Here is a 19,463-nt window from a genome sequence, read left to right on the forward strand (position 1 = left end):
CGCCCTCGTGCCGAAGGTCGCAGACACGTCCGAACATGAGCGCGACCTCGGGAAGCTGGGGGACGCTATCCGCGCGCGCCGCCAAGCCCTCAAGATGTCTCAGGAGGCGCTTGCCGACGCCGCAGGTATCAACCGCACCCACATGGGCGAAGTGGAGCGCGGGAAGCGGAACATCAGCTTCATGAGCATCGTGAAGATTGCGACGGCGATGGATGCAAAGGCATCCGACATCATCGCCGAGGCGGGCTTGTAGCGCCCTCACTTCACGGCCTGAAAATGCACCCCTAACCCGCGCCCATTCCTGGAGCTAAGCCGCCTCCCGCTCCCGATAGGCGGGCGGTGGCGCGGGAAGCTTCAGGCCGGTGACGCGATACTTAGCCATCGCGAGCACCATTGGACGAAGAGGATACGCCAGCGACGATCCGTAGCGGCGCGCGACGGCCTGTCCTCTATGCCCCGTGAACGCGTCATTCACGTCCTCAGGGATTTCCGCCTCACGCGCATAATCCTTGAAGGCGTGTCGGAACGAGTGGAACCGCATTCTGTCGTCCGTCACCTTGATCGTGCCGCGCAGGTAGCGCCCGAACCACTTGGACCAGTTGGCGGTAATGGTCCCGTACTTGTCGGGCCGTAGCTCGGGGAAGATGCGCGTCTGCCCGGCCTCGCGGGCAGCATCCACGAACTTGAGGAAGCCCAGAGCGATCAGATCGGCGTGGATCGGGACACGGCGCGCGCTCCACGCGTTCTTGAGCTTCAGGCCGTCCTTCTTGTCGGCGACGATGCGGATGCACCACACCTCCTGTTCCTCGCCGTCCTGGTCCAGGTACGGCATCTTGAGCACGTCAGAGGGGCGAAGCTGGCCCACTTCATTTAGGCGTGCGCCAGTGTACATCGCTAGGAGCGGCAACCAGTAGGCGGCCTCACCGGCCCCGGCCTCGGGGCGCTCATCGCTGGTGTAGATCGGCGACGCGAAGATCGCCTTCAGGGCCGGAAGATCGAAGGGTTGAACGTCTTCCTCGGGGTCGCCCTTAACGTCGATGGTCACGCCCGACGCCGGGTTTGACGGGATGAGGCGAGCCTTCAACCATGCCACGCGAAGCAGGGCTTTGAAGTTCGACAACTTGGTCCGCGCATTGGCGGGCGATGTCTTCTTCAGCAGCTTTTCGACCCAGCTATCCACCGTCTCGGGTGTGATTTCCTCCACCGGGACGCGGCCCATGTCGTCTTCAAACCACTCGACCACCTTCTTCATCCGGTCGATGGTCTTTTGGTTGTTCTGGTTCGCGGCCCACCTATCGACAACCGCGCTCAGCGGCGTTCCTCGGGCGGGCGTTGGCGCTGGTGCGTTCGCCTTTGTCGCTGCTGCCTCGGCAAGGCGCTCCTGCCGGGCAAACTCGCGCTCCTCGCGCTGATTGTTCTCCCAACGCTCGCGCGCGGCCTCCACAGCATCACGGATGCGCTGCTCTTCCGGGGTCAGGTCCTCATAGTCGGGGTAAGTCTCGGCCCAATAGGCATCGTTCTCCCGCTCCCACTCAAACTGCTGTCGCTCGCTCTCCTCACGCTCGGCAGGGGTCATCGTTCTGCGCGGCAAGGCGGGCTTGTCGGAGGTGGGGGTTAGCTTCGCCCGTTCGGCGGCGAACTCCTCATCCCATGCGATCTGCTGGAGACGTTCGAGCGGCTTCGCCGCCTCGAAATCCATGGTCCCCAGGGATTTCCATTTTTCCCGCGTGGGAGCGTAGATTTTTCGGAGGTCTTTGGGGATCGCGCGGCGGGCGTAATAGACGGCGCTACCGGGACGGCGGGTGGGCTTCGACATGCTGCTACATCCTATAACAGACGTAACACCCGACCGTCATAAGGCCTTGGCAAGGGGGCTTTTTCCAGGTTCCCCGAGGGGGAGAAGGTGCCTGGTGGAGCCGAGGGGAGTCGAACCCCTGACCTCGTCATTGCGAACGACGCGCTCTACCAACTGAGCTACGGCCCCGTTTCCAGCGTGGGATCGGGTTTCACAGGCGTGGCGGACATAGAAGGCGGGCGGGCGTGGTGTCAACGGGCTTGTGCGCGCAAAGCGCGCAGGTCGGACACGGACGTTGTCGGAGCAGGGGCGAACAGGCTAGAAGCGCCGATCCAAGCAGGAGTTACCGTTCATGGGCTATGCGCTCGTCTGGTTGATCAACACCATCATCAGTCTGATGATCTGGTTCATCATCGCCCAGGCCATTCTGAGCTGGTTGGTGGCGTTCGACGTCGTCAACTACCGCAACCGCTTCGTCTATTCGGTCGGGACCTTCCTGGACCGGGTCACCGCGCCCCTGCTGGAGCCGTTCCGCCGCATCATTCCGAACCTGGGCGGCATCGACATCTCGCCCATCGTGGTGATCCTGCTGCTGCAGTTCATCAGCGTGCTGTTCAACCGCACGGCGGCGCCGGCCCTGATCCAGTTGCTCGGCTGAGGCGACACGGCGGGCGGAAATCTGATGCGAGAGGGTTGATCCGCTCTTGCGCCGCGCGCCTTCCTTTCTAAAGGTGCCCGCCCGACCACTTTCGACCACGGTTCATGACCTCGATCACCACAGTCGCCATTCTGGGCGCCGGACAGATGGGCGCAGGCATCGCGCAGGCGGTCGCGCTCGGGGGCTATTCGGTTCGCCTTTATGACGTCGTCGCCGACCGGCTGCCGCTGGCGCAGGGCGAGATCGCGGCCAGCCTGGCGCGTCATGTCGGACGCGGTCTGGTCGATCAGGCCGCCGCCGATGCGGCCCTGACCCGCATCACGACAAGCGACGGAATGGCCGAGGCCGTCGCCGGCGCCGATCTGGTCATCGAGGCGGCGCTGGAAGACGAGGCCGTCAAGAAGGCCATCTATGCGCAGGTCGTGCCGCACCTGGGGCCGCAGACCCTGTTGGCGTCCAACACCTCTTCGATCTCGATCACCCGCCTGGCGTCCTCGACGGACCGACCGGACCGCTTCGTCGGCCTGCACTTCATGAAGCCGGCGCCGGTGATGAAGCTGGTGGAGATTATTCGCGGCATCGCCACCTCGGCCGAGACGCATTCCGCCGCCGTCGCCTTCGCCGAGAGCCTGGGCAAGACGACCACGGACGCCGAGGATTTTCCCGCCTTCATCGTCAACCGCATCCTGGTGCCGATGATGAACGAGGCCATCTTCGCCCTGTACGAAGGCGTCGGCAACGTCGCCTCGATCGACAAGGCGCTGCGCCTGGGCGCCAATCATCCGATGGGGCCGCTGGAACTGGCGGACTTCATGGGTCTGGACGTCGTCCTGGCCATTATGAACGTGCTGTATGACGGCCTGGCCGACAGCAAATATCGTCCCTGCCCGCTGCTGGTGAAGTATGTCGAGGCCGGCTGGCTGGGCAGGAAGAGCGGCCGCGGCTTCTATGACTATTCCGGCGCTGCGCCGGCGCCGACGCGATGAGCCGGTTCGAGAGCTATTCCGATCTGCCGGGTCAGGCGACCATCGCCGCGCGGCCTGGCCGGACGCCTCGGATTCTGGCGTGCCTAGCCGGCGCGGCCTGGCCGCCCCTGTGGTTGACCCTGCCCTTCTGGCGGCCGCACGCCTATCTGCCGGGTCGCGACATGGATTGGCGGCTGGTGGTGATGCTGATCGGCCTGATCACCGTGCCGCTGGCGCTGTATCGCGTGCTGAACGAGCGCAAGCGCGACGGCCGGCCCGGCACGCGACTGGGCGTCGTCTGGCGCTTCATGATGTACGGCGGCCTGGCGGCGGCCCTGGTTCAGATCGTCGTCGCCCTGGGCATGAGCGTAATGGGCTGGTTCGAGGCCGGCGATGTGATGCAGGCCCTGGGCGCGACCGAGACCACCCTGCTGATCTTCGGCGTCGGCGGCCTGCCCATCGCCATGATCGTGGGCGTCAGCTACGCCTTATGGGCCGGGCTCTGCGCTGCCTTCATCGCCTTTGAGGCGCGGCCGGCGGTCAAGGACAGACTGGGCCTGATGCCCAAGGGCTGACAGGCGCACACGACGCCTGAATTCGAGGATTGGGGGATCCGAGAATGACCATGGACGACACGGACAAGGATGCGGCGGAGATCTTGTCGCCCGTTGCGGCGACCTCGCGCATCGCCAGCCTGGACGTCATGCGGGGCTTGGCGGTGCTCGGCATCCTGGCCGTCAATGTCGTCTCGTTCGGCCTGCCGGTCATGGTCTATCAGGACGCGAGCCTGAGTCCATTTCCGGTCACCGGCGCGAACGCCGTAGCGCGCTGGACGATGGACGTCTTCTTCCATCAGAAGTTCATCACCCTGTTTTCGATGCTGTTCGGGGCCTCGATCTATCTGGTCGGGGGGGACCGGGTCGATGCGGCGCGTGGCAAACTGCTGCGGCGCCGCCTGTTCTGGCTGGCCGTCATCGCCCTGATCCACGGCTTGGCCTTCTGGTATGGCGACGTCCTGTTGCTCTACGCCTGGTCGGGCCTGTTCGTGATGCTGATGCGGTCGATGCGGGCCGGGACGTTGATCGGGATCGGCCTGGGCGTGACCCTGTTGCTTGGCGCGATGCAGGCGGGCGCGACCTGGCTGATGGTCGCCGGGCCGCCGGCGATCACCGAGGCGATGAACCAAGGCGGGCCGCACTACACCGCCGCCATGGTGACGGAGTCGATCGCCGCCTATCGCAGCGGCTGGGCCGGGGCGATGGGTGAAAACGCGCAGAACTGGCTGCTGCTGCAGGGCGCCAGCCTGACGATGTTCGTGTTCTCGACCGTGGCTCTGATGATGCTGGGAATGGGCCTGTTCAAGGCCGGCGTGTTCAGCGGCCGGGCACCCAACGGGGTCTATGTCGCCTTGATCGGTGTCGGCGGTGGTGTGCTGGCCCTGCTGGGCTTGCTGGAATGGACTGAGGCGATGGCGCCGGCCGGAACCCACCCGACGCGCGGCCTGGCGGAAGTCGTCGCCTCCTTCCCCGTCTTCGTCACCCTGGCCTATGTCAGCCTGATCGTGCTGGCCACGACGCGAGGGGCGGCGTGGATCACGGCGGCGCTGCGGCCGGTGGGACAGATGGCCTTCACCAACTATCTGACCCAGACCCTGATCATGACGTCGATCTTCTACATGCCGTGGGGGCCGCGCCTGTTCGGACAAGCCGACTATGTGCAGATGTGGGGCCTGGTTCTGGCGGTCTGGGCGCTGCAACTGATCTGGTCGCCCCTGTGGTTGTCCCGGTTCAGCATGGGGCCGCTGGAGTGGGTTTGGCGCTGTCTGACCTATGGCCGGCGGGTGCCGATTTCAAAAGGCGGCTGACGGCGCTTTTATCGCAGGCGCGAAGCGATTAACTGAGGGCCATGGCCGCCCCGGATACTCCCGCCGAAACCTTCAAGCGCGCGCTGGGTCATGCCGCGCGGGCGCTGGCCGAACAGCCCGAGCTGGAGGTGGTGTTCGGGTCCGACGGGCCCAAGCTGTCGAACGGCGTCCTGACCCTGCCCCATCCGCCGCGCGATCCCTCCGGGCCCGAGAGCGCGTCCTTGCGCGGCCAGGCCGACCGGCTGGCGCTGCGTCTGGCCAATCACGATGCGGCGGTGAACAGCCGGATGCGGCCGGCGGACGCCAAGGCGGCCGAGGTGTTCGACGCGGTCGAACAGGCGCGCGTCGAGGCCTTCGGTTCGGAACATCTGGCCGGGGTGCGTGACAATCTGGGCGCCGCCCTGATCACGCGACTGGAAAAGACCGGCGCCCTGCGCATCAATGAGGCCGACCGCGTGCCCGTGTCCGAGGCCGTGGCGCTTCTGGTGCGCGAACGGCTGACGGGGCACCCCGCCCCCGACGGTGCCCGGGCCATGCTTGATCTGGTGCGCGCCAACATCGAGGCCAAGGCGGGCGCCAAGCTGGACGCCCTGGCCGGCACGGCGGGCGATCAGGAAGGCTTTGCGCTGAAGATGCGCGAGGTGCTGCGCGCGCTGGACCTCGACCCCGGAGACGGGCGCGGCGAGGATACGTCCGAAGATCCCGGCGACGAGGAACCGGACCCCCAGGACCCCGCGGCTGACGACGATCAGGACGAGGAAGAAGAGCAGGACGGAGGCGAAGGCTCCCAGTCGATGGAGGGCGACGCCGACGACCAGTCTTCCGAGCAAGAGCGTGAAAGCCGCCCCGAAGGCGCGCCCGCCGATCCCGACGGCGAAGGCGCCGACGACGGCCCGGAACTTCAGGAAGGCCAGCAGCCCAATCGCCAGCAGACGGCCGACGACGGCCGCGCGGTCGATTTCTACCGCGTCTTCACCACCGCCTTCGACGAGGTGGTGGACGCCGCCGACCTGTGCGACCCGGTCGAGCTGGACCGGCTGCGCGCCCTGCTGGACGGCCAGCTGGCCATCCTGTCCAGCGTCGTGTCGCGCCTGGCCAACAAGTTGCAACGCCGTCTGCTTGCCCAGCAGAACCGCTCGTGGGTGTTCGATCTGGAAGAGGGGATGCTGGACACGGCGCGGCTGACCCGGATCGTCACCGACCCGACCGCCCCCCTGTCGTTCAAGGCCGAGAGCGAAAGCCCGTTCCGCGACACGGTCGTGACCCTGCTGCTGGACAACTCCGGCTCGATGCGCGGGCGGCCGATCATGGTGGCGGCGGTCTGCGCCGACATCCTGGCGCGGACGCTGGAACGCTGTGGGGTGAAGGTCGAAATTCTGGGCTTCACCACCCGCGCCTGGAAGGGCGGACAGAGCCGCGAAGCCTGGATCACCGCCGGCAAGCCGCAAAATCCCGGCCGCCTCAACGACCTGCGCCACATCATCTACAAGGCCGCCGATGCGCCTTGGCGCCGGGCCAAGAAGAACCTGGGCCTGATGATGCGCGAAGGTCTGCTGAAGGAGAATATCGACGGCGAGGCCCTGCAATGGGCCCACGGTCGTCTGCTGGCCCGCACCGAACAGCGCCGCATCCTGATGGTCATTTCCGACGGTTCGCCAGTCGACGACTCGACCCAGTCGGCGAATGCGGCCCTCTATCTGGACAAGCACCTGCGCCAGGTCATCGCCGAGATCGAGGATCGGTCGCCGGTCGAACTGCTGGCGATCGGCATCGGCCATGACGTGACCCGCTGGTATCGCAAGGCCCTGACCATCGTCGATGTGGAACAGCTGGCGGGGGCCATGACCGAGAAGCTGGCCGAACTGTTCGAGAACGAGGGCGCGGCCGGTCCCACCCGTCGCACCAAGCGAAAGCTGGCGGCATGAGCCGTTTCGGCCGGTTGGCCAGTGTCTGGATCGCCCTGTCTCTGTCGGCCTGCGCCGCCTCGCTGGGCGCGCCGCGTCCCTATCCGTTGTCGTCGGACGGCTGGACGCCCCAGGTCGCGGAACTGCGAAGCGTCAGCCTGGGCCTGCCCGGCGGCACGCAGTTGGCCGACGGCGTAACGTTCGCCGGCGGCCTGCAGGTCAGCGCCGCGCCGACCTCGCCGCTGCACAGCCTGTCGGACCTGAAACTGACCGGCGACGGCGGCTTCGTCACGGTATCGGACACCGGTGATCTGGTGCGCGGCGACATTCGCCTGGACGCCCGGGGACGGCTGATCGGCCTGGATCATTTCCGCTCGCGTCGGCTGACGCTTCAGGACGGCGCTGCGATTTCCGACAAGTCGGACGGCGACGCCGAGGGCTTGGCCATCACCCCCTCCGGCGATCTGCTGGTCAGTTTCGAGCGGCGTCACCGGATCTGGAACTACGGCCCCTTGTCGGCGCTGCGGACCCGGCCAACGCCGGTGCGCTCGCCCGACTTCGCCTTCACCGAGAACGACGGCATGGAGGGGTTGGCGACTGCGCCCGGCGGCTGGCGCGTTTCTGGCGAGGCCGGCGGCGTCTGGGATTGCGCGGCGGCGAGGTGCATGGTCGTGAGCGCGCCGCCTGCAACCCCCATCCCCGACAGCGAATACCGCATCACCGGCCTGGATCGCGATCCGTTCGGCTACGGATGGTTCGTGGTTCAGCGCCTGTATCGCGCGCCCATCGACATGCGCGCCCGCGTGCGCCGCATGACCCCCGACGGAACGCTGGGACCGGTGTTGATCGAGCTGAAGCTGCCCGGCACGACCGACAACTTCGAGGGGATCGCCGCAGAGACACGCAACGGCAGGACCCGTCTCTACATCCTGTCCGACGACAACTTCAATCCGGCCCAGCGCACCCTGATGCTGGCCTTCGACCTGCGTTAGGCGTCAGGCCGCCCCGGCCCACTGCGTCGGTTGGGACGTAGATTCGTCGGCTTGCAGGGCGCGCACGAAATCGTCGCGCCAGATGCCGACATCGGTGGCGCGCACCACATCCATCAGGGCTTCCCATTTCCGGATCCGCTCGGCCAGCGGCATGGTCAGCGCCTTCTGGATGGCGTCGGACAGCTCTTCGCGACTGTAGGGATTGACCAGCAGCGCCTCACCCATCTGTTCGGCCGCGCCGGCGAAGCGCGACAGGATCAGCACGCCGGGATCGTCCGGGTTCTGGGCGCAGACATATTCCTTGGCCACAAGATTCATGCCGTCACGCAGCGGCGTCACCAGACCGACTCGCGCCGCGCGGTAGATGCCCGCCAGCTGATCCCGGCGGTAGGTGCGGTTCAGATACCGGATTGGCTGCCAGTCCATGTCGGCGAAGGCACCGTTGATCCGTCCCGCCAGGGCGTCCAGCCGTGACCGAATGTCCTGATAACTGTCCACGTCGTCGCGCGAGATGGGCGTGACCTGCAACAGGAAGACCTCGCCCCGCATCGAGGCGTTGTCGTGCAGGAATTGTTCGTAGCCCAGCAGCCGCTCTTCCAGCCCCTTGGAATAGTCCAGCCGATCCACGCCCACGATCATCGACCGGAAGGCCGACGACGCCGCCATCCGGTCATAGGTCCGCGCCCCAAGCTGCGAGTTCCGCGCCGCCAGGAAACCATCCACGTCGATGCCGATGGGGAAGACGCCCGTTTGGACCTTGCGCCCGAAACACTCCAGCCCGCCGACGCCATCCAGCTCGCCCTGGGCCTCGGACACCACATAGTCGGTGAACAGATCGCTCCATTCCTGCGTATGGAAACCGATCAGGTCGAAGTCGAACATCGACTCCACCAGCCGCCGGTGATGCGGCAGGGTCACCAGCAACTGCCGCGCCGGCCAGGGCGTGTGCAGGAAGAAGCCGATCCGGTTGCGAACGCCAAGGCGGCGCAGATCCCGCGCCATCGGGATCATGTGATAGTCGTGGATCCAGATCATGTCGTCCGGCTGGATCAGCGGCGCCAGGGCTTCGGCGAAACGCCGGTTCACCCGCTCATAGCCCTCGCCGTAGGAGCGCTCGTACTGGGCCAGGTCGATGCGGTGGTGGAACAGCGGCCACAGCGTCTTGTTGGCGTAGCCGTTGTAGTATTCGTCGACGTCCTGCCCCTCCAGATCGACGAGCCCTACGGTGACGCCGGCCCGGTCCTCGATCTTCACCTCGCCGGTGTAGTTGTCCACCCGCTCGCCCGACCAACCAAACCACAGGCCGTCGTATTTTCTAAGGGCGGCGGACAGGGCCATCGCCAAGCCGCCGGCGGACCCGGCGGCGGGGTCGGTCGGGGCCGAAACCCGGTTCGAAACAACGATCAGGCGGCTCATGACTTCACTTCACACGGCGACCCCAACCCCGGGGTCCAGACATTAACGCACATCGGTCCAGGAACGGCTCAACAGCACGGCGCAATTGATGATGCCGACGAGGGAATAGGTCTGCGGATAGTTGCCCCACAGCTCGCCATCGTCGATCGAGATATCCTCGCTCAACAACCCTGCAGCCGTTCGCCGGCTCAGCATCTCCTGGAAGATGGTGCGCGCTTCCTCGATGCGGCCGTTCTGGTGCAGGGCTTCGATGAACCAGAAGGTGCAGAAGTTGAAAGCGGTCTCCGGCTCGCCGAAGTCGTCTGGTTCGACATAGCGGAACAGATGGCTACCCTTCTTCAGATCGCGCTCGATGGCGTCGAAGGTCGCGACCTGACGCGGATCGTGGGCGTCGAGGAAGCCCAGGTCGGTCATCTGCAGCAAGGAGGCGTCCAGCTCGCGCCCGCCGAAGCTGGCGGCGAACCGGCCCTCGTCGGGCAGATAAGCCTCCGCCTCGATCCGCTGACGTATGATCTGCGCCCTCTCACGCCAGAAGGCGGCCCGCTCCGGCAGGTTCAGATGGTCGGCCGCCTTGGCCAAACGGTCACAGGCGGCCCAGCACATGACGGACGAATAGGTATGGACCCGCGCAATAGTGCGGAACTCCCACAGGCCCGCGTCGGTCTGATCGTGCATAGCGAAGGCGCGCTCGCCGATCGCTTCGAGTGCGTGGAAATCCTCCAGCGTGCCCGGACGCAGCAGACGCGCGTCATAGAAGGCCTGGACCAGGGGAAGCACGATCTGTCCGTAGACGTCGTGTTGCAGATGTTCGTGCGCCTGGTTGCCGATACGCACCGGCTTCATGCCACGATAGCCCTCGACGCTGTCGATGATGCTCTCGCCGATTCCGGGTTCCAGGCCGACACCATAGACCGGCTGGACGTGGCCGCCCGCGGAATCGTCGACCAGATTCCTCAGATAGACGAGGTAGTTTTCAAGGATGTCGACCGCGCCCAGACGGTTCAACGCCCTCACCGTGTAATAGGCGTCACGAATCCAGCAGTAGCGATAGTCCCAGTTACGCCCGCTCTCCTTGAACTCGGGCACCGAAGTCGTCATGGCGGCGACGATGGCGCCGGTCTCTTCATAGGCGCACAGCTTCAGCGTGATCGCCGCGCGGATCACCGCCTCCTGATAGTCGAGCGGCAGATAGAGTTTGCGAACCCAGTCCTGCCAATAGGCTACCGTGCGATCCAGCGCGCCCTGAACGCCGTGGCCGACATCCTGGTCGTAGCCCTCGTCCGGGCCCAGGAAGAAGGCGTGCGACCGCTCCAGCCTGAATACGCGCTCTTCCAGCACATGCGACACGGGACAATCGGTCGTCAGGCGGAAGGTGACGTCGGCGCACATATAGCGGATGTGGTTGGATCCGGAGGTGTGCGGCGCCCGGCGCGCGCCCCAGTCTGTCGAGGGCCGCAACCGCACCCGAACACGCGGCGTGCCCGACAGAGGCCGCACGATACGGGCGAAGGCCAGCGGCCGATAGGTGCGCGAATGTTTCGGGTGACGCGGGGCGAAGTCGATGATCTCGGCCGACGAACCGTCCTCGGCCGTCATCACCGTGCGCAGAACCGGCGTATTGCGGACATAGGCCTGATCGATCGACTTCACGTCCTCCATCTCGATGGCCCAGAAGCCATGGGCGGGCTCCATGCCGTCCATCAGGGCGGAAAAGACCGGGTCGCCGTCCACCCGCGGCGCGCAGGCCCAGACGAAGCGGCCCTGACGGTCGATCAGGGCGCTGACGCCGCAGTTGCCGATGGGGAACAGATCCAGATTGGGCTTCATCGGTTCAGGCCTTCGCTACGGCTTCAAGCCAGGTGAGCACAGCATCTACATCATCCAGCCGGTATCGGGCCGCCGTCTCACGCTCGGGTCCGACCAGCACGCCGTATCCGCCCAGCGCCGCCGCAGCCTCGAACCCGTATTCGTCGGTCAGATCGTCGCCCAGCATGACCGGGACGGCGCCCTTGAAGGGCGCCTCCTTCATGAAGGCCGTGACGGCCGTACCCTTGTCGGCGCCGGGCGTCTTCAGCTCCAGCACCATATGACCGGGTTGGAGCGTCAGTCCCGTCTCGGCCTGAAGCTCGGCGGCCAGACCCTTGGCGGCGCCGGCCTCATCCGGCGCCTGACGATAATGCAGACCGACCGAGACGCCTTTGTCCTCGACGATCACGCCGGGGCGATCGGCGGCGAACTCCTCGAACGCATCCAGCGCCTGGGCGACGCCGGCGTCGGGCGTCTTGCGTTCAATGGAGCCGTCCTTCAGACGCCGCTCCAAGCCATGCACGCCCGAGCCCGAGACAAGGGCGTGATCGGAAATACGGTCGATCTCGGCGAGAGTGCGTCCGCTGATGATGGCGACGCGGCCCGCCAGTCGCGCCTCGACAGCCTTCAGCGCCGCCGTCCGACGCGCGGTAGGCACGACGGCGTCGGGCGTCGGGGCCATCGGGGCCAACACGCCGTCCATGTCCAGAAACAGGGCGATCCCGTCGGCGACGACGGGAGGTGTCGGGAGCAATAGCGAAGCGGCTCCGGCATCAGACGGCATTGACGATCAAACTCTTTGTTTTAGTTCCCCAGTCGGCGTAACGCGCCAGAGCGGCAAAGGTTGACCAGAAACCGACAAAGTCGTCTGAAAGGGAGGCGGCGCGCGAAACGCACTCATGGCGGATCGCGCTCGTCAAAGAAGGAGAGCCCGGCTGCGGGCCAGAACACTATGACCGAGATCGCTCACTCGACCCCCGACGACATCGCCGTAATGACCGACCGCGCCCGTGAGGTCGTGCGCCTGAACATCGAGGCGCTGGAGGCGCTGGAACGCTCGATCGACGTTTCGCTGGCGCGCGCAGTCGATGTCATCATGAGCCGGCCGGGCTATGTCGTCGTCACCGGCATGGGCAAGTCGGGCCATATCGGCGGCAAGATCGCCGCCACCCTGGCCTCCACCGGCACCAACGCCTTCTTCGTCCACCCGGCCGAGATGAGCCACGGCGACCTGGGGATGCTGCGTCCCGACGTGACGGTGCTGGCCATCTCCAACTCGGGCGAGAGCCGCGAGCTGCGCGATCCGCTGATCTATTGCCAGCGCAACGGCATTCCCGTCATCGCCATCACCCAGCGGCCGGCCAGCTTCCTGGGCCGCAACGCAGCGGTCTGCCTGACCATGCCGAAGGTCGCCGAGGCCTGCCCCAACGGCTTGGCGCCCACCACCTCGACCCTGATGACCCTGGCCCTCGGCGATGCCTTGGCCATGGTGCTGATGGATCGCCGCGAGTTCACGGCCATGGACTTCGGCCTGCACCACCCAGGCGGCGCCCTGGGTATGAGCCTGCAAAGCGTGCGCGAATGGATGGGCGACAATGCCGCCGTCCCCGCCAGCGTCCCATTGAACGCCAGCTTCGGCGACGTGGTCTCGGCGATCACCGAAGGTCGAAAAGGTGCGGTGGCCGTGCTGGACGCCGATGGCGCGCTGGCTGGCATCGTCACCGACGGCGACCTGCGCCGGGCCTTCCAGCGCGACACCACCCATTTGACGGCGGCCGACATCATGGGCGCCAACCCCATCACCGTGGATCCGGATGCGCGGATGAGCGACGTCGTCGATCTGTTGACCGCCAACAAGATCGCCAATCTGTTCGTGGTCGAGGACGGCAAGCCCACGGCCATCGTCCATATCGCCGAACTTATGCAGGCCGGCTACGTCGCCTAGGATGCGCATTCTCTACGACGCCAGCCGGCTTATGAGCCGGGCCGAACGGTCGGCGCCGACGGGCGTGGACCGGGTGTGTCTGGCCTATGCCGAATGGCTGCTCGCCTCGCCCGATCTCACGACCATCCCGGTGCGTGGCCGCAAGAACCGGTTGGTCGCCGTAGAGATCGGCTGGTTCCGGCGGTTCGTGGCCGACCTGCGCGCCAAATGGAACGGCGCCGCCAGCACGGCGGCCGATCTGGCGCACGAGCAGCGGCTGCTCGCCGCCCTGACTTCAGAGCGACGGCCGGCAGCCTCGGTGCTGTGCCCCGCGCCCGCGCCCGAGAAGGAGAAGCCCGCCGACAAGACGCGGGTGTTCAAGCAGTTCTTCCGTTCGCGCCACGTCGCCCCGCTGCCGCAGGCCGACCTGTATCTGACCGTCGGCCACACCACCCTGCACGAGCCGACGGCGTTGGAAGATCTGAAGGCCGCCGGGATCGAACGCGTCGTGCTGCTGCACGATCTGATCCCGGTCACTCACCCTGAATTCTGTCGGCCCGGCGACGGCGACAAACATCATGCGCGGGTCTCAAACACCCTGCGTCTGGCCAGCCGGATCATCGTCAACTCCGCCTATACGGGCGACGAACTTCGCGCCTTCGCCGAGCGCGAGGGCCTGCCGCTGCCGCCGGTCCACGTCGCCCACCTAGGGCTAGAGCCGGCCTTCGTCGCAGGGGACGCCTTTGCGGCACCACGCCCCTATTTCGTCCACGTCGGCACGATCGAGGCGCGCAAGAATTTGGCCTTGCTCTTGACCCTCTGGCGGCGCCTCGAAGAACGGATGGGCGATCAGACGCCGTCCCTTGTGCTGGTCGGTCGCTACGGCTGGGAGAACGAGGCGGTGCTGGATCATCTGCAGCGCTCGCCCAATCTGCAGGGGGTCGTTCACCAGGCGGCGAATCTGTCCGATGCTGTCTTGGCCAGGCTGATGCGCGGGGCCCGCGCCATACTCGCCCCTTCGTCCGTCGAAGGCTTCGACCTGCCCGCCGTAGAGGCCTGCGCCATGGGTCTGTCGCTGATCGCCTCCGACATTCCGCCCCACCGCGAGTTGACGCCGAACGCCGAACTGATCGATCCGCTCGATGGCCTCGGCTGGCTGGCCGCCATCGAGCGCGCGACCAAGGCGGCGCCGATACCCTCGCCCTCCTACAGGGCGCCGTCCTGGACCGAGCATTTTCGCAGCATCGCAGACGCCATCGGCCTTCAGCCCGTTTCGCCACTGGCGAGCGCGCCCAAAGGCTTGTAATCAATCCGCGAACGAGGGCTTTCCAACTTCATGACGCGCACCATCCTGCCGCTTGCCATTGTCGCCATTCTCGGCGGCTGCTCCACCCTGCCCAGAGACGGGCCCTCGGGCGCCTCGGTCAACGCCGGGGCCACGACCGCCTCGGCCCTGGGCAGCTACGCGCTGGTGCCGTTGACGTTCGAAGCGACCGAACGGATGAAGCAAGTTCCGCCGCAGTTCTTCGGTAGTCTCGCCGCAGGATCGAGTGATCAGCCCGCCGACGTGATCGGCGAGGGCGACACCCTGGCGATCTCGATCTTCGATCCGTCCGGTTCGCTTTTCGGAGGAACCCTGGGCGCCGGCTCGGCGTCGGGCCGTAACGCCGCAACCATGTCCGGCGGCAATCAGGCTCTGCCCGGCGCTACCGTTGACCGTAGCGGCTCAGTGACCATTCCGTTCGGCGGGCAGGTTCGGGTTCAGGGCCTGACCTCCACCCAGGCGGCGGCGGCGATCCGGCGCGCCCTGGTCGGCAAGGTCGCCAATCCGCAGGTGCTGGTGTCCATCGCCGGCAATGCCTCCAACACGGTCAATGTGCTGGGCGACGTGCGTCAGCCGGGTCGCGCGCCCTTGGGCGTCAACAGCGACCGCATCCTGGACGTGATCGCTGCGGCCGGCGGCTCGGCTCGCACCACCGACGACCTGACCATCTCGATCCAGCGCGAGGGCCGCACCTATACCGCGCCCCTGTCGGCGGTGACGACAGAGTTCGGCGAGAACGTGCGTCTGCAACGTGGCGACGTGGTCAATGTCCAGTACAAGCCCCGTCGTTTCTCGACCTTCGGCGGCCTGAACGCCGTAGCCCAGGTCGACATGCCGGCCGGTCCCGTGACCCTGACCGGCGCCCTGTCCAAGGTCGGCGGGCTGAACACCAATACGGCCAATGCGCGTCGCGTTCTGATTTTCCGATTCGAACGTCCCGAGGTCGCCCAGGCGCTGGGGATCAATCAGCCCACCACCCCGCGCGGCGTGCCGGTCGTCTATGAACTGGACTTCAGCGACGCCGCCAACGTTTTCGCCGCCACCAACATGGAGGTCATGCCCGAGGACGTGATCTATGTGCCCCTGGCCGGCGCCGCGGAGATGCGCAAGTTCTTCGAGGTCGTTCAGAGCCTGACCCGCGTCGTCTATGACGTGTCGGTGACCAGCACGCTCAACAACAACTAACGTCATGGCCAGACGGCGGGCGCTGCTTTCGGGACTGTTTTCGCACAAGTCACCGGCTGCGCCCGCCGAGGACACGATCGACCCGTTCGAGCGGCCGACCGATCTGGCGCAGGAGCAATCCGACGCCTTGAGCCTGGCCTTGGCTGAAATCGAAGCCGGGGCGCTGGAGATCTACGCCCAGGCCGGGCTGCCCACCCAGCCGGGCCACTATCGTAGCGATCCCGAGACGGGGGACTGGATTTTCTTGGCCCGTCAGATCGAGCCGTCCGAACGCTTCGCCCTGGCCCTGCGGTATCCGCCCGAACAGGGCTGGCGCTTCGCCCGGCTGGAGGATTTGGGCGCGAGGTCGGACCGCGAGGATGTTCAGGCCGCAGCGCGTCTCATGGCCGATGTCGCGACCTTGCGGGCGTCTCGGCGCGTTGTGTTGACCCAGGATCATCTCCTGACCGCCATGGAACTGGGCACCGCCTGGCGCGCCTTGCGCGATGCACAGGCGTTTCGCACATCCCGCCTGACCCTGTCCGTGCCAGAGCCCGCGCGTCCCAAAACGCTCAAGGGCGACAAGCCGCCAAAGCCGCGCTAGAGAGCCCGCCTCCCCGAACTGCAGGCTGCTTCTATGTCCGACGCCCCCGAATATCCGCCCGAAGATCAGCCCGTCGGTCGCATCATCGCCATGCCCGCCGACACCAACCCCGAGGGCGACATCTTCGGCGGCTGGCTGCTGGCGCAGATGGACCTTGCGGGCGCGACCCCGGCGTTCGAACTGGCCTGCGGTCGCTGCGCCACCGTGGCGCTGGACGGCATGGTCTTTCACCAGCCGGTCTCGGTCGGCGACGAGGTCAGCATCTACGCCCACGTCATCGGTTCGGGCCGCACCTCCATCCGCGTCCAGGTCGAGGCCTGGAAGCGGGCGCGGGGACAGCCCCAGGCCGCTTCGGTGCGCGTGACCCAGGGCGTCTTCACCTATGTGGCCATCGACGAAAACCGCAAACCCCGCGCTCTGCCCGGCAAGGCGTAAAGCGCGGCAAGAGGCGCAAATCTTGACCTTGCGCCGGGGCGGGCCTACGTCCCGGCCATGGCCATTCGACGCATCCTCACCATCGACAACGCCGCCGACCTGGCGATCCTCAAGCAGGTATCCAAGCCCGTCGCAGCCGTGGACGACGCCGTCCGCGCCCTGATGGATGATATGCTGGAGACGATGTACGACGCGCCGGGCATCGGCCTGGCCGCCGTTCAGATCGGCGCCCTGGACCGCGTGATCGTCATGGACCTGGGCGACAAGGACGGCGTGGTCTGCGAGACCGAGCAAGAGGCGGCCGAGAACGCGGAGGCGCGCAAGAACCCGCGTTTCTTCGCCAACCCGGAAATCCTGTGGACCTCGGACGAGCTCTACACCTACGAGGAAGGCTGCCTGTCGATCCCCGAGTATTTCGACAAGGTGGAACGCCCGGCCCGCGTCCGCATTCGCTATCTGAACCGTGACGGTCAGTCGGTGGAGGAAGAGGCCGAGGGTCTCTACGCCGTCTGCATCCAGCACGAGATGGACCACCTTAACGGCGTGCTCTTCATCGACCATCTGTCGCGTCTCAAGCGAGACCGCGCCGTGACCAAGGTCAAGAAGGCCGCACGCGACAGGATCGCCGCCTGATGACCAAGATCGTCCGCCCCGAACGTATCGAACGTGCTGCGCGCCGGATCGCGCCGTCCATTCCGCGCGGCCGCTCGCTGATCATCGACGCCTCGGGCCGTCGTCGCCTGACGCGCAGCCAGAAGGTCGGCGTCGCCGGCGTCGCGACTCTGGCCGGCGTGGCCTTGCTGGGCGTGGTGGCGGGCCTGCTGCTGGACCGCCTGCTTGATTTCGACGACGCCCTGGACGCCGGCGGCGAATGGGACGAGGGCGGCGGCGTCTTCACCCGCTGGCAGTAGGCGGCCTAAACCTCTAAAGGCCTGCCCATGCGCCTTGCCTTCATGGGAACTCCCGACTTCGCCGTGCCGTCCCTGGCCGAGCTGATCGCCTCGGGTCACGAGATCGTGGCCGTCTATTCACAGCCGCCACGCCCCAAGGGCCGGGGCCAGAAGCTGACGCCGTCGCCCGTCCACGCCTTTGCCGAGACCATGGGCCTGCCCGTCTTCACGCCCGAAAGCCTGAAGGACGCCGAGGCGATCGACACCTTCAGAAGCCTGGATCTCGATGCGGCCTGCGTCGTGGCCTACGGCCAGATCCTGAAGACCGAGGTGCTGGAAGCGCCACGCCTGGGCTGTCTGAACCTGCATGGCTCCCTGTTGCCGCGCTGGCGTGGGGCCGCCCCGATCCAGCGGGCCATCATGGCCGGTGACAAACAGACCGGCGTCCAGATCATGCAGATGAGCCTGGGTCTGGACGAAGGCCCCATCCTGCTCAGCGAACTGATGGACATTCTGCCCGACGACACAGCCGCCAGCCTGTCCGAACGGATGGCTCATGTCGGCGCGGCCCTGTGGCCCCGCGCGCTGGCCGCCATCGACCGGGGCGGCGTCACCCCGTCCGAACAGGTCGGAGAGCCGACCTACGCCAAGAAGATCACCCCGGCCGAGGCCCGGATCGACTGGACCCGCCCCGCCGCCGAGGTGGACGCCCACATCCGAGGCCTCTCGCCCTTCCCCGGTGCCTGGTTCGAGGCCCCGTCCGAGGCTGGACCCGTGCGGATCAAGGCGCTGCTGTCGGGCATGGCGGACGGATCCGGCGCGCCCGGAACCGTGCTGGACGACGCGCTCACCGTGGCCTGCGGCGACGCCGCCGTGCGTCTGATCCGCGTTCAGCGCGAAGGCAAGGCGGCGCAATCGGCCGAGGAGATGCTGCGCGGCTTCCCCCTGCCCGTCGGGACCGTGCTCGGCTGATGCCGCGCTACAAGCTGACGATCGAATACGACGGCACGGCCTATAACGGCTTCCAGGCCCAGGACGGCCAGCCGACGGTGCAGGGCGCGCTTGAGGCGGCGATCCACGCCTTTTCCGGCGAGCGGATTCGCATCGCCGCCGCCGGCCGCACCGACACCGGGGTCCATGCGACGGCCCAGGTCATTCACGCCGATCTGGACCGCGACTGGCCCGTCGATACGGTGCAGAACGCCATGAACGCCCATCTGGTGCGTCAGGACGTCTGCGTCCTGACGGCCGAATATGCGCCCGACCCCGACTGGCACGCCCGTTTCTCCGCCACGGGCCGGGGCTATCTGTACCGGATCCTGAACCGTCGGCCTCAACCCGTGCTGGAGCGGGACCGGGTCTGGCACGTCAAGAAGACCCTGGACGCCGAGGCCATGCATCGTGCGGCCCAGGTCCTGGTCGGGCTGCACGACTTCACCACCTTCCGCGACGTGGGCTGCCAGTCCAAGTCGCCGGTCAAGACCCTGGACGTGGCCCGCGTCAGCCGCTTCGGCGAAGAGGTGCATCTGGTCTTCCAGGCCCGCAGCTTCCTGCACCGCCAGGTCCGGTCCATGGCCGGGACCCTGGTCGAGGTGGGTCTGGGCCGCTGGACCGCCCACGACGTCAAGGCCGCGCTGGAGGCGAAGGACCGCGCCCGGTGCGGCCCCGTCGCCCCCTCGGCAGGGCTCTATCTCAGCGGCGTGCGCTACGACTGAACCCGCC

General features: G+C 66.8%; 20 protein-coding genes and 1 tRNA gene. 16 read left to right on the forward strand and 5 right to left on the reverse strand.

From position 1 onward, the window contains the following. Positions 1 to 7: 7 nt before the first annotated feature. Complete coding sequence (locus Q9R14_RS11360) at positions 8 to 253, forward strand: helix-turn-helix transcriptional regulator (protein ID WP_306002467.1); 246 nt, start codon at positions 8 to 10, stop codon at positions 251 to 253. A 54-nt stretch (positions 254 to 307) separates the two neighbouring features. Here Q9R14_RS11360 and Q9R14_RS11365 read toward each other — a convergent pair whose 3' ends face one another. Continuing rightward, on the reverse strand, positions 308 to 1,816 hold the full coding sequence (locus Q9R14_RS11365) for a site-specific integrase (protein WP_306002468.1): 1,509 nt from the start codon (positions 1,814 to 1,816) through the stop codon (positions 308 to 310). Between the two features lie 92 nt (positions 1,817 to 1,908). Beyond that, a tRNA-Ala gene (locus Q9R14_RS11370) sits at positions 1,909 to 1,984 on the reverse strand. Between the two features lie 163 nt (positions 1,985 to 2,147). Here Q9R14_RS11370 and Q9R14_RS11375 point away from each other — a divergent pair. The 6 genes from Q9R14_RS11375 (at position 2,148) to Q9R14_RS11400 (ending at position 8,178) form a co-directional block, all read left to right on the forward strand. Next, positions 2,148 to 2,453, forward strand: coding sequence for a YggT family protein (locus Q9R14_RS11375; protein ID WP_017504977.1), 306 nt, complete (start codon positions 2,148 to 2,150; stop codon positions 2,451 to 2,453). A 104-nt stretch (positions 2,454 to 2,557) separates the two neighbouring features. Continuing rightward, positions 2,558 to 3,439 (forward strand): 3-hydroxybutyryl-CoA dehydrogenase, encoded by an 882-nt coding sequence (locus Q9R14_RS11380; protein WP_039243933.1) that lies wholly within the window; start codon positions 2,558 to 2,560, stop codon positions 3,437 to 3,439. Then, entirely contained in the window at positions 3,436 to 3,993 is a 558-nt protein-coding gene (locus Q9R14_RS11385; protein ID WP_137720670.1) for a phthalate transporter, read from the forward strand. Before Q9R14_RS11380 ends, Q9R14_RS11385 begins: the two co-directional genes overlap by 4 nt. Positions 3,994 to 4,037: 44 nt before the next feature. Beyond that, on the forward strand, positions 4,038 to 5,282 hold the full coding sequence (locus tag Q9R14_RS11390) for a DUF418 domain-containing protein (protein WP_306002469.1): 1,245 nt from the start codon (positions 4,038 to 4,040) through the stop codon (positions 5,280 to 5,282). Positions 5,283 to 5,323: 41 nt separating this feature from the next. Further along, entirely contained in the window at positions 5,324 to 7,207 is a 1,884-nt protein-coding gene (gene cobT, locus Q9R14_RS11395; protein ID WP_306002470.1) for a cobaltochelatase subunit CobT, read from the forward strand. After that, a complete protein-coding gene (locus Q9R14_RS11400; RefSeq protein ID WP_306002471.1) occupies positions 7,204 to 8,178 on the forward strand; it encodes an esterase-like activity of phytase family protein in 975 nt (324 codons plus the stop codon). The genes cobT and Q9R14_RS11400 overlap by 4 nt, the downstream gene beginning before the upstream one ends. A 3-nt stretch (positions 8,179 to 8,181) precedes the next feature. Here the strand turns inward: Q9R14_RS11400 and Q9R14_RS11405 are convergent, their stop codons facing one another. Genes Q9R14_RS11405 through otsB form a run of 3 tightly spaced genes read right to left on the reverse strand, consistent with a single transcriptional unit; the run spans position 8,182 to position 12,154 of the window. Further along, a complete protein-coding gene (locus Q9R14_RS11405) occupies positions 8,182 to 9,594 on the reverse strand; it encodes a trehalose-6-phosphate synthase (RefSeq protein ID WP_306002472.1) in 1,413 nt (470 codons plus the stop codon). Positions 9,595 to 9,636: 42 nt separating this feature from the next. Further along, positions 9,637 to 11,421: a glycoside hydrolase family 15 protein gene (locus Q9R14_RS11410; RefSeq protein WP_306002473.1), complete on the reverse strand. Its 1,785-nt coding sequence runs from the start codon at positions 11,419 to 11,421 to the stop codon at positions 9,637 to 9,639. Positions 11,422 to 11,425: 4 nt separating this feature from the next. Further along, the gene (gene otsB, locus Q9R14_RS11415; RefSeq protein WP_306002474.1) at positions 11,426 to 12,154 is read right to left on the reverse strand and encodes a trehalose-phosphatase; all 729 of its coding nucleotides are present in this window, start codon (positions 12,152 to 12,154) and stop codon (positions 11,426 to 11,428) included. Positions 12,155 to 12,352: 198 nt separating this feature from the next. Here otsB and Q9R14_RS11420 point away from each other — a divergent pair, with 198 nt between their 5' ends. The 9 genes from Q9R14_RS11420 to truA are packed head-to-tail and all read left to right on the forward strand — an operon-like array spanning position 12,353 to position 19,456. Then, complete coding sequence (locus Q9R14_RS11420) at positions 12,353 to 13,345, forward strand: SIS domain-containing protein (protein ID WP_161639950.1); 993 nt, start codon at positions 12,353 to 12,355, stop codon at positions 13,343 to 13,345. A gap of 1 nt (position 13,346) precedes the next feature. Beyond that, the gene (locus tag Q9R14_RS11425; protein WP_306002475.1) at positions 13,347 to 14,630 is read left to right on the forward strand and encodes a glycosyltransferase family 1 protein; all 1,284 of its coding nucleotides are present in this window, start codon (positions 13,347 to 13,349) and stop codon (positions 14,628 to 14,630) included. Positions 14,631 to 14,660: 30 nt separating this feature from the next. Beyond that, positions 14,661 to 15,833: a polysaccharide biosynthesis/export family protein gene (locus Q9R14_RS11430; RefSeq protein WP_306002476.1), complete on the forward strand. Its 1,173-nt coding sequence runs from the start codon at positions 14,661 to 14,663 to the stop codon at positions 15,831 to 15,833. 4 nt (positions 15,834 to 15,837) lie between these two features. After that, positions 15,838 to 16,416, forward strand: coding sequence for a hypothetical protein (locus tag Q9R14_RS11435; protein WP_306002477.1), 579 nt, complete (start codon positions 15,838 to 15,840; stop codon positions 16,414 to 16,416). Positions 16,417 to 16,449: 33 nt separating this feature from the next. Beyond that, a complete protein-coding gene (locus tag Q9R14_RS11440) occupies positions 16,450 to 16,851 on the forward strand; it encodes an acyl-CoA thioesterase (RefSeq protein ID WP_242077814.1) in 402 nt (133 codons plus the stop codon). A 57-nt stretch (positions 16,852 to 16,908) separates the two neighbouring features. Further along, positions 16,909 to 17,484 (forward strand): peptide deformylase, encoded by a 576-nt coding sequence (gene def, locus Q9R14_RS11445; protein WP_306002478.1) that lies wholly within the window; start codon positions 16,909 to 16,911, stop codon positions 17,482 to 17,484. Then, positions 17,484 to 17,762, forward strand: a complete 279-nt coding sequence (locus Q9R14_RS11450; protein ID WP_017504962.1) for a hypothetical protein — start codon at positions 17,484 to 17,486, stop codon at positions 17,760 to 17,762. Before def ends, Q9R14_RS11450 begins: the two co-directional genes overlap by 1 nt. A gap of 27 nt (positions 17,763 to 17,789) precedes the next feature. Continuing rightward, positions 17,790 to 18,713: a methionyl-tRNA formyltransferase gene (gene fmt / locus Q9R14_RS11455; protein ID WP_306002479.1), complete on the forward strand. Its 924-nt coding sequence runs from the start codon at positions 17,790 to 17,792 to the stop codon at positions 18,711 to 18,713. Beyond that, positions 18,713 to 19,456 carry a tRNA pseudouridine(38-40) synthase TruA gene (gene truA / locus Q9R14_RS11460; protein ID WP_306002480.1) on the forward strand — a complete coding sequence of 248 codons (744 nt, stop codon included), beginning with the start codon at positions 18,713 to 18,715 and terminating at the stop codon, positions 19,454 to 19,456. Before fmt ends, truA begins: the two co-directional genes overlap by 1 nt. Positions 19,457 to 19,463 lie beyond the last annotated feature (7 nt).

This window comes from Brevundimonas sp. C43 (assembly GCF_030732185.1).
Classification (GTDB): domain Bacteria; phylum Pseudomonadota; class Alphaproteobacteria; order Caulobacterales; family Caulobacteraceae; genus Brevundimonas; species Brevundimonas diminuta_C.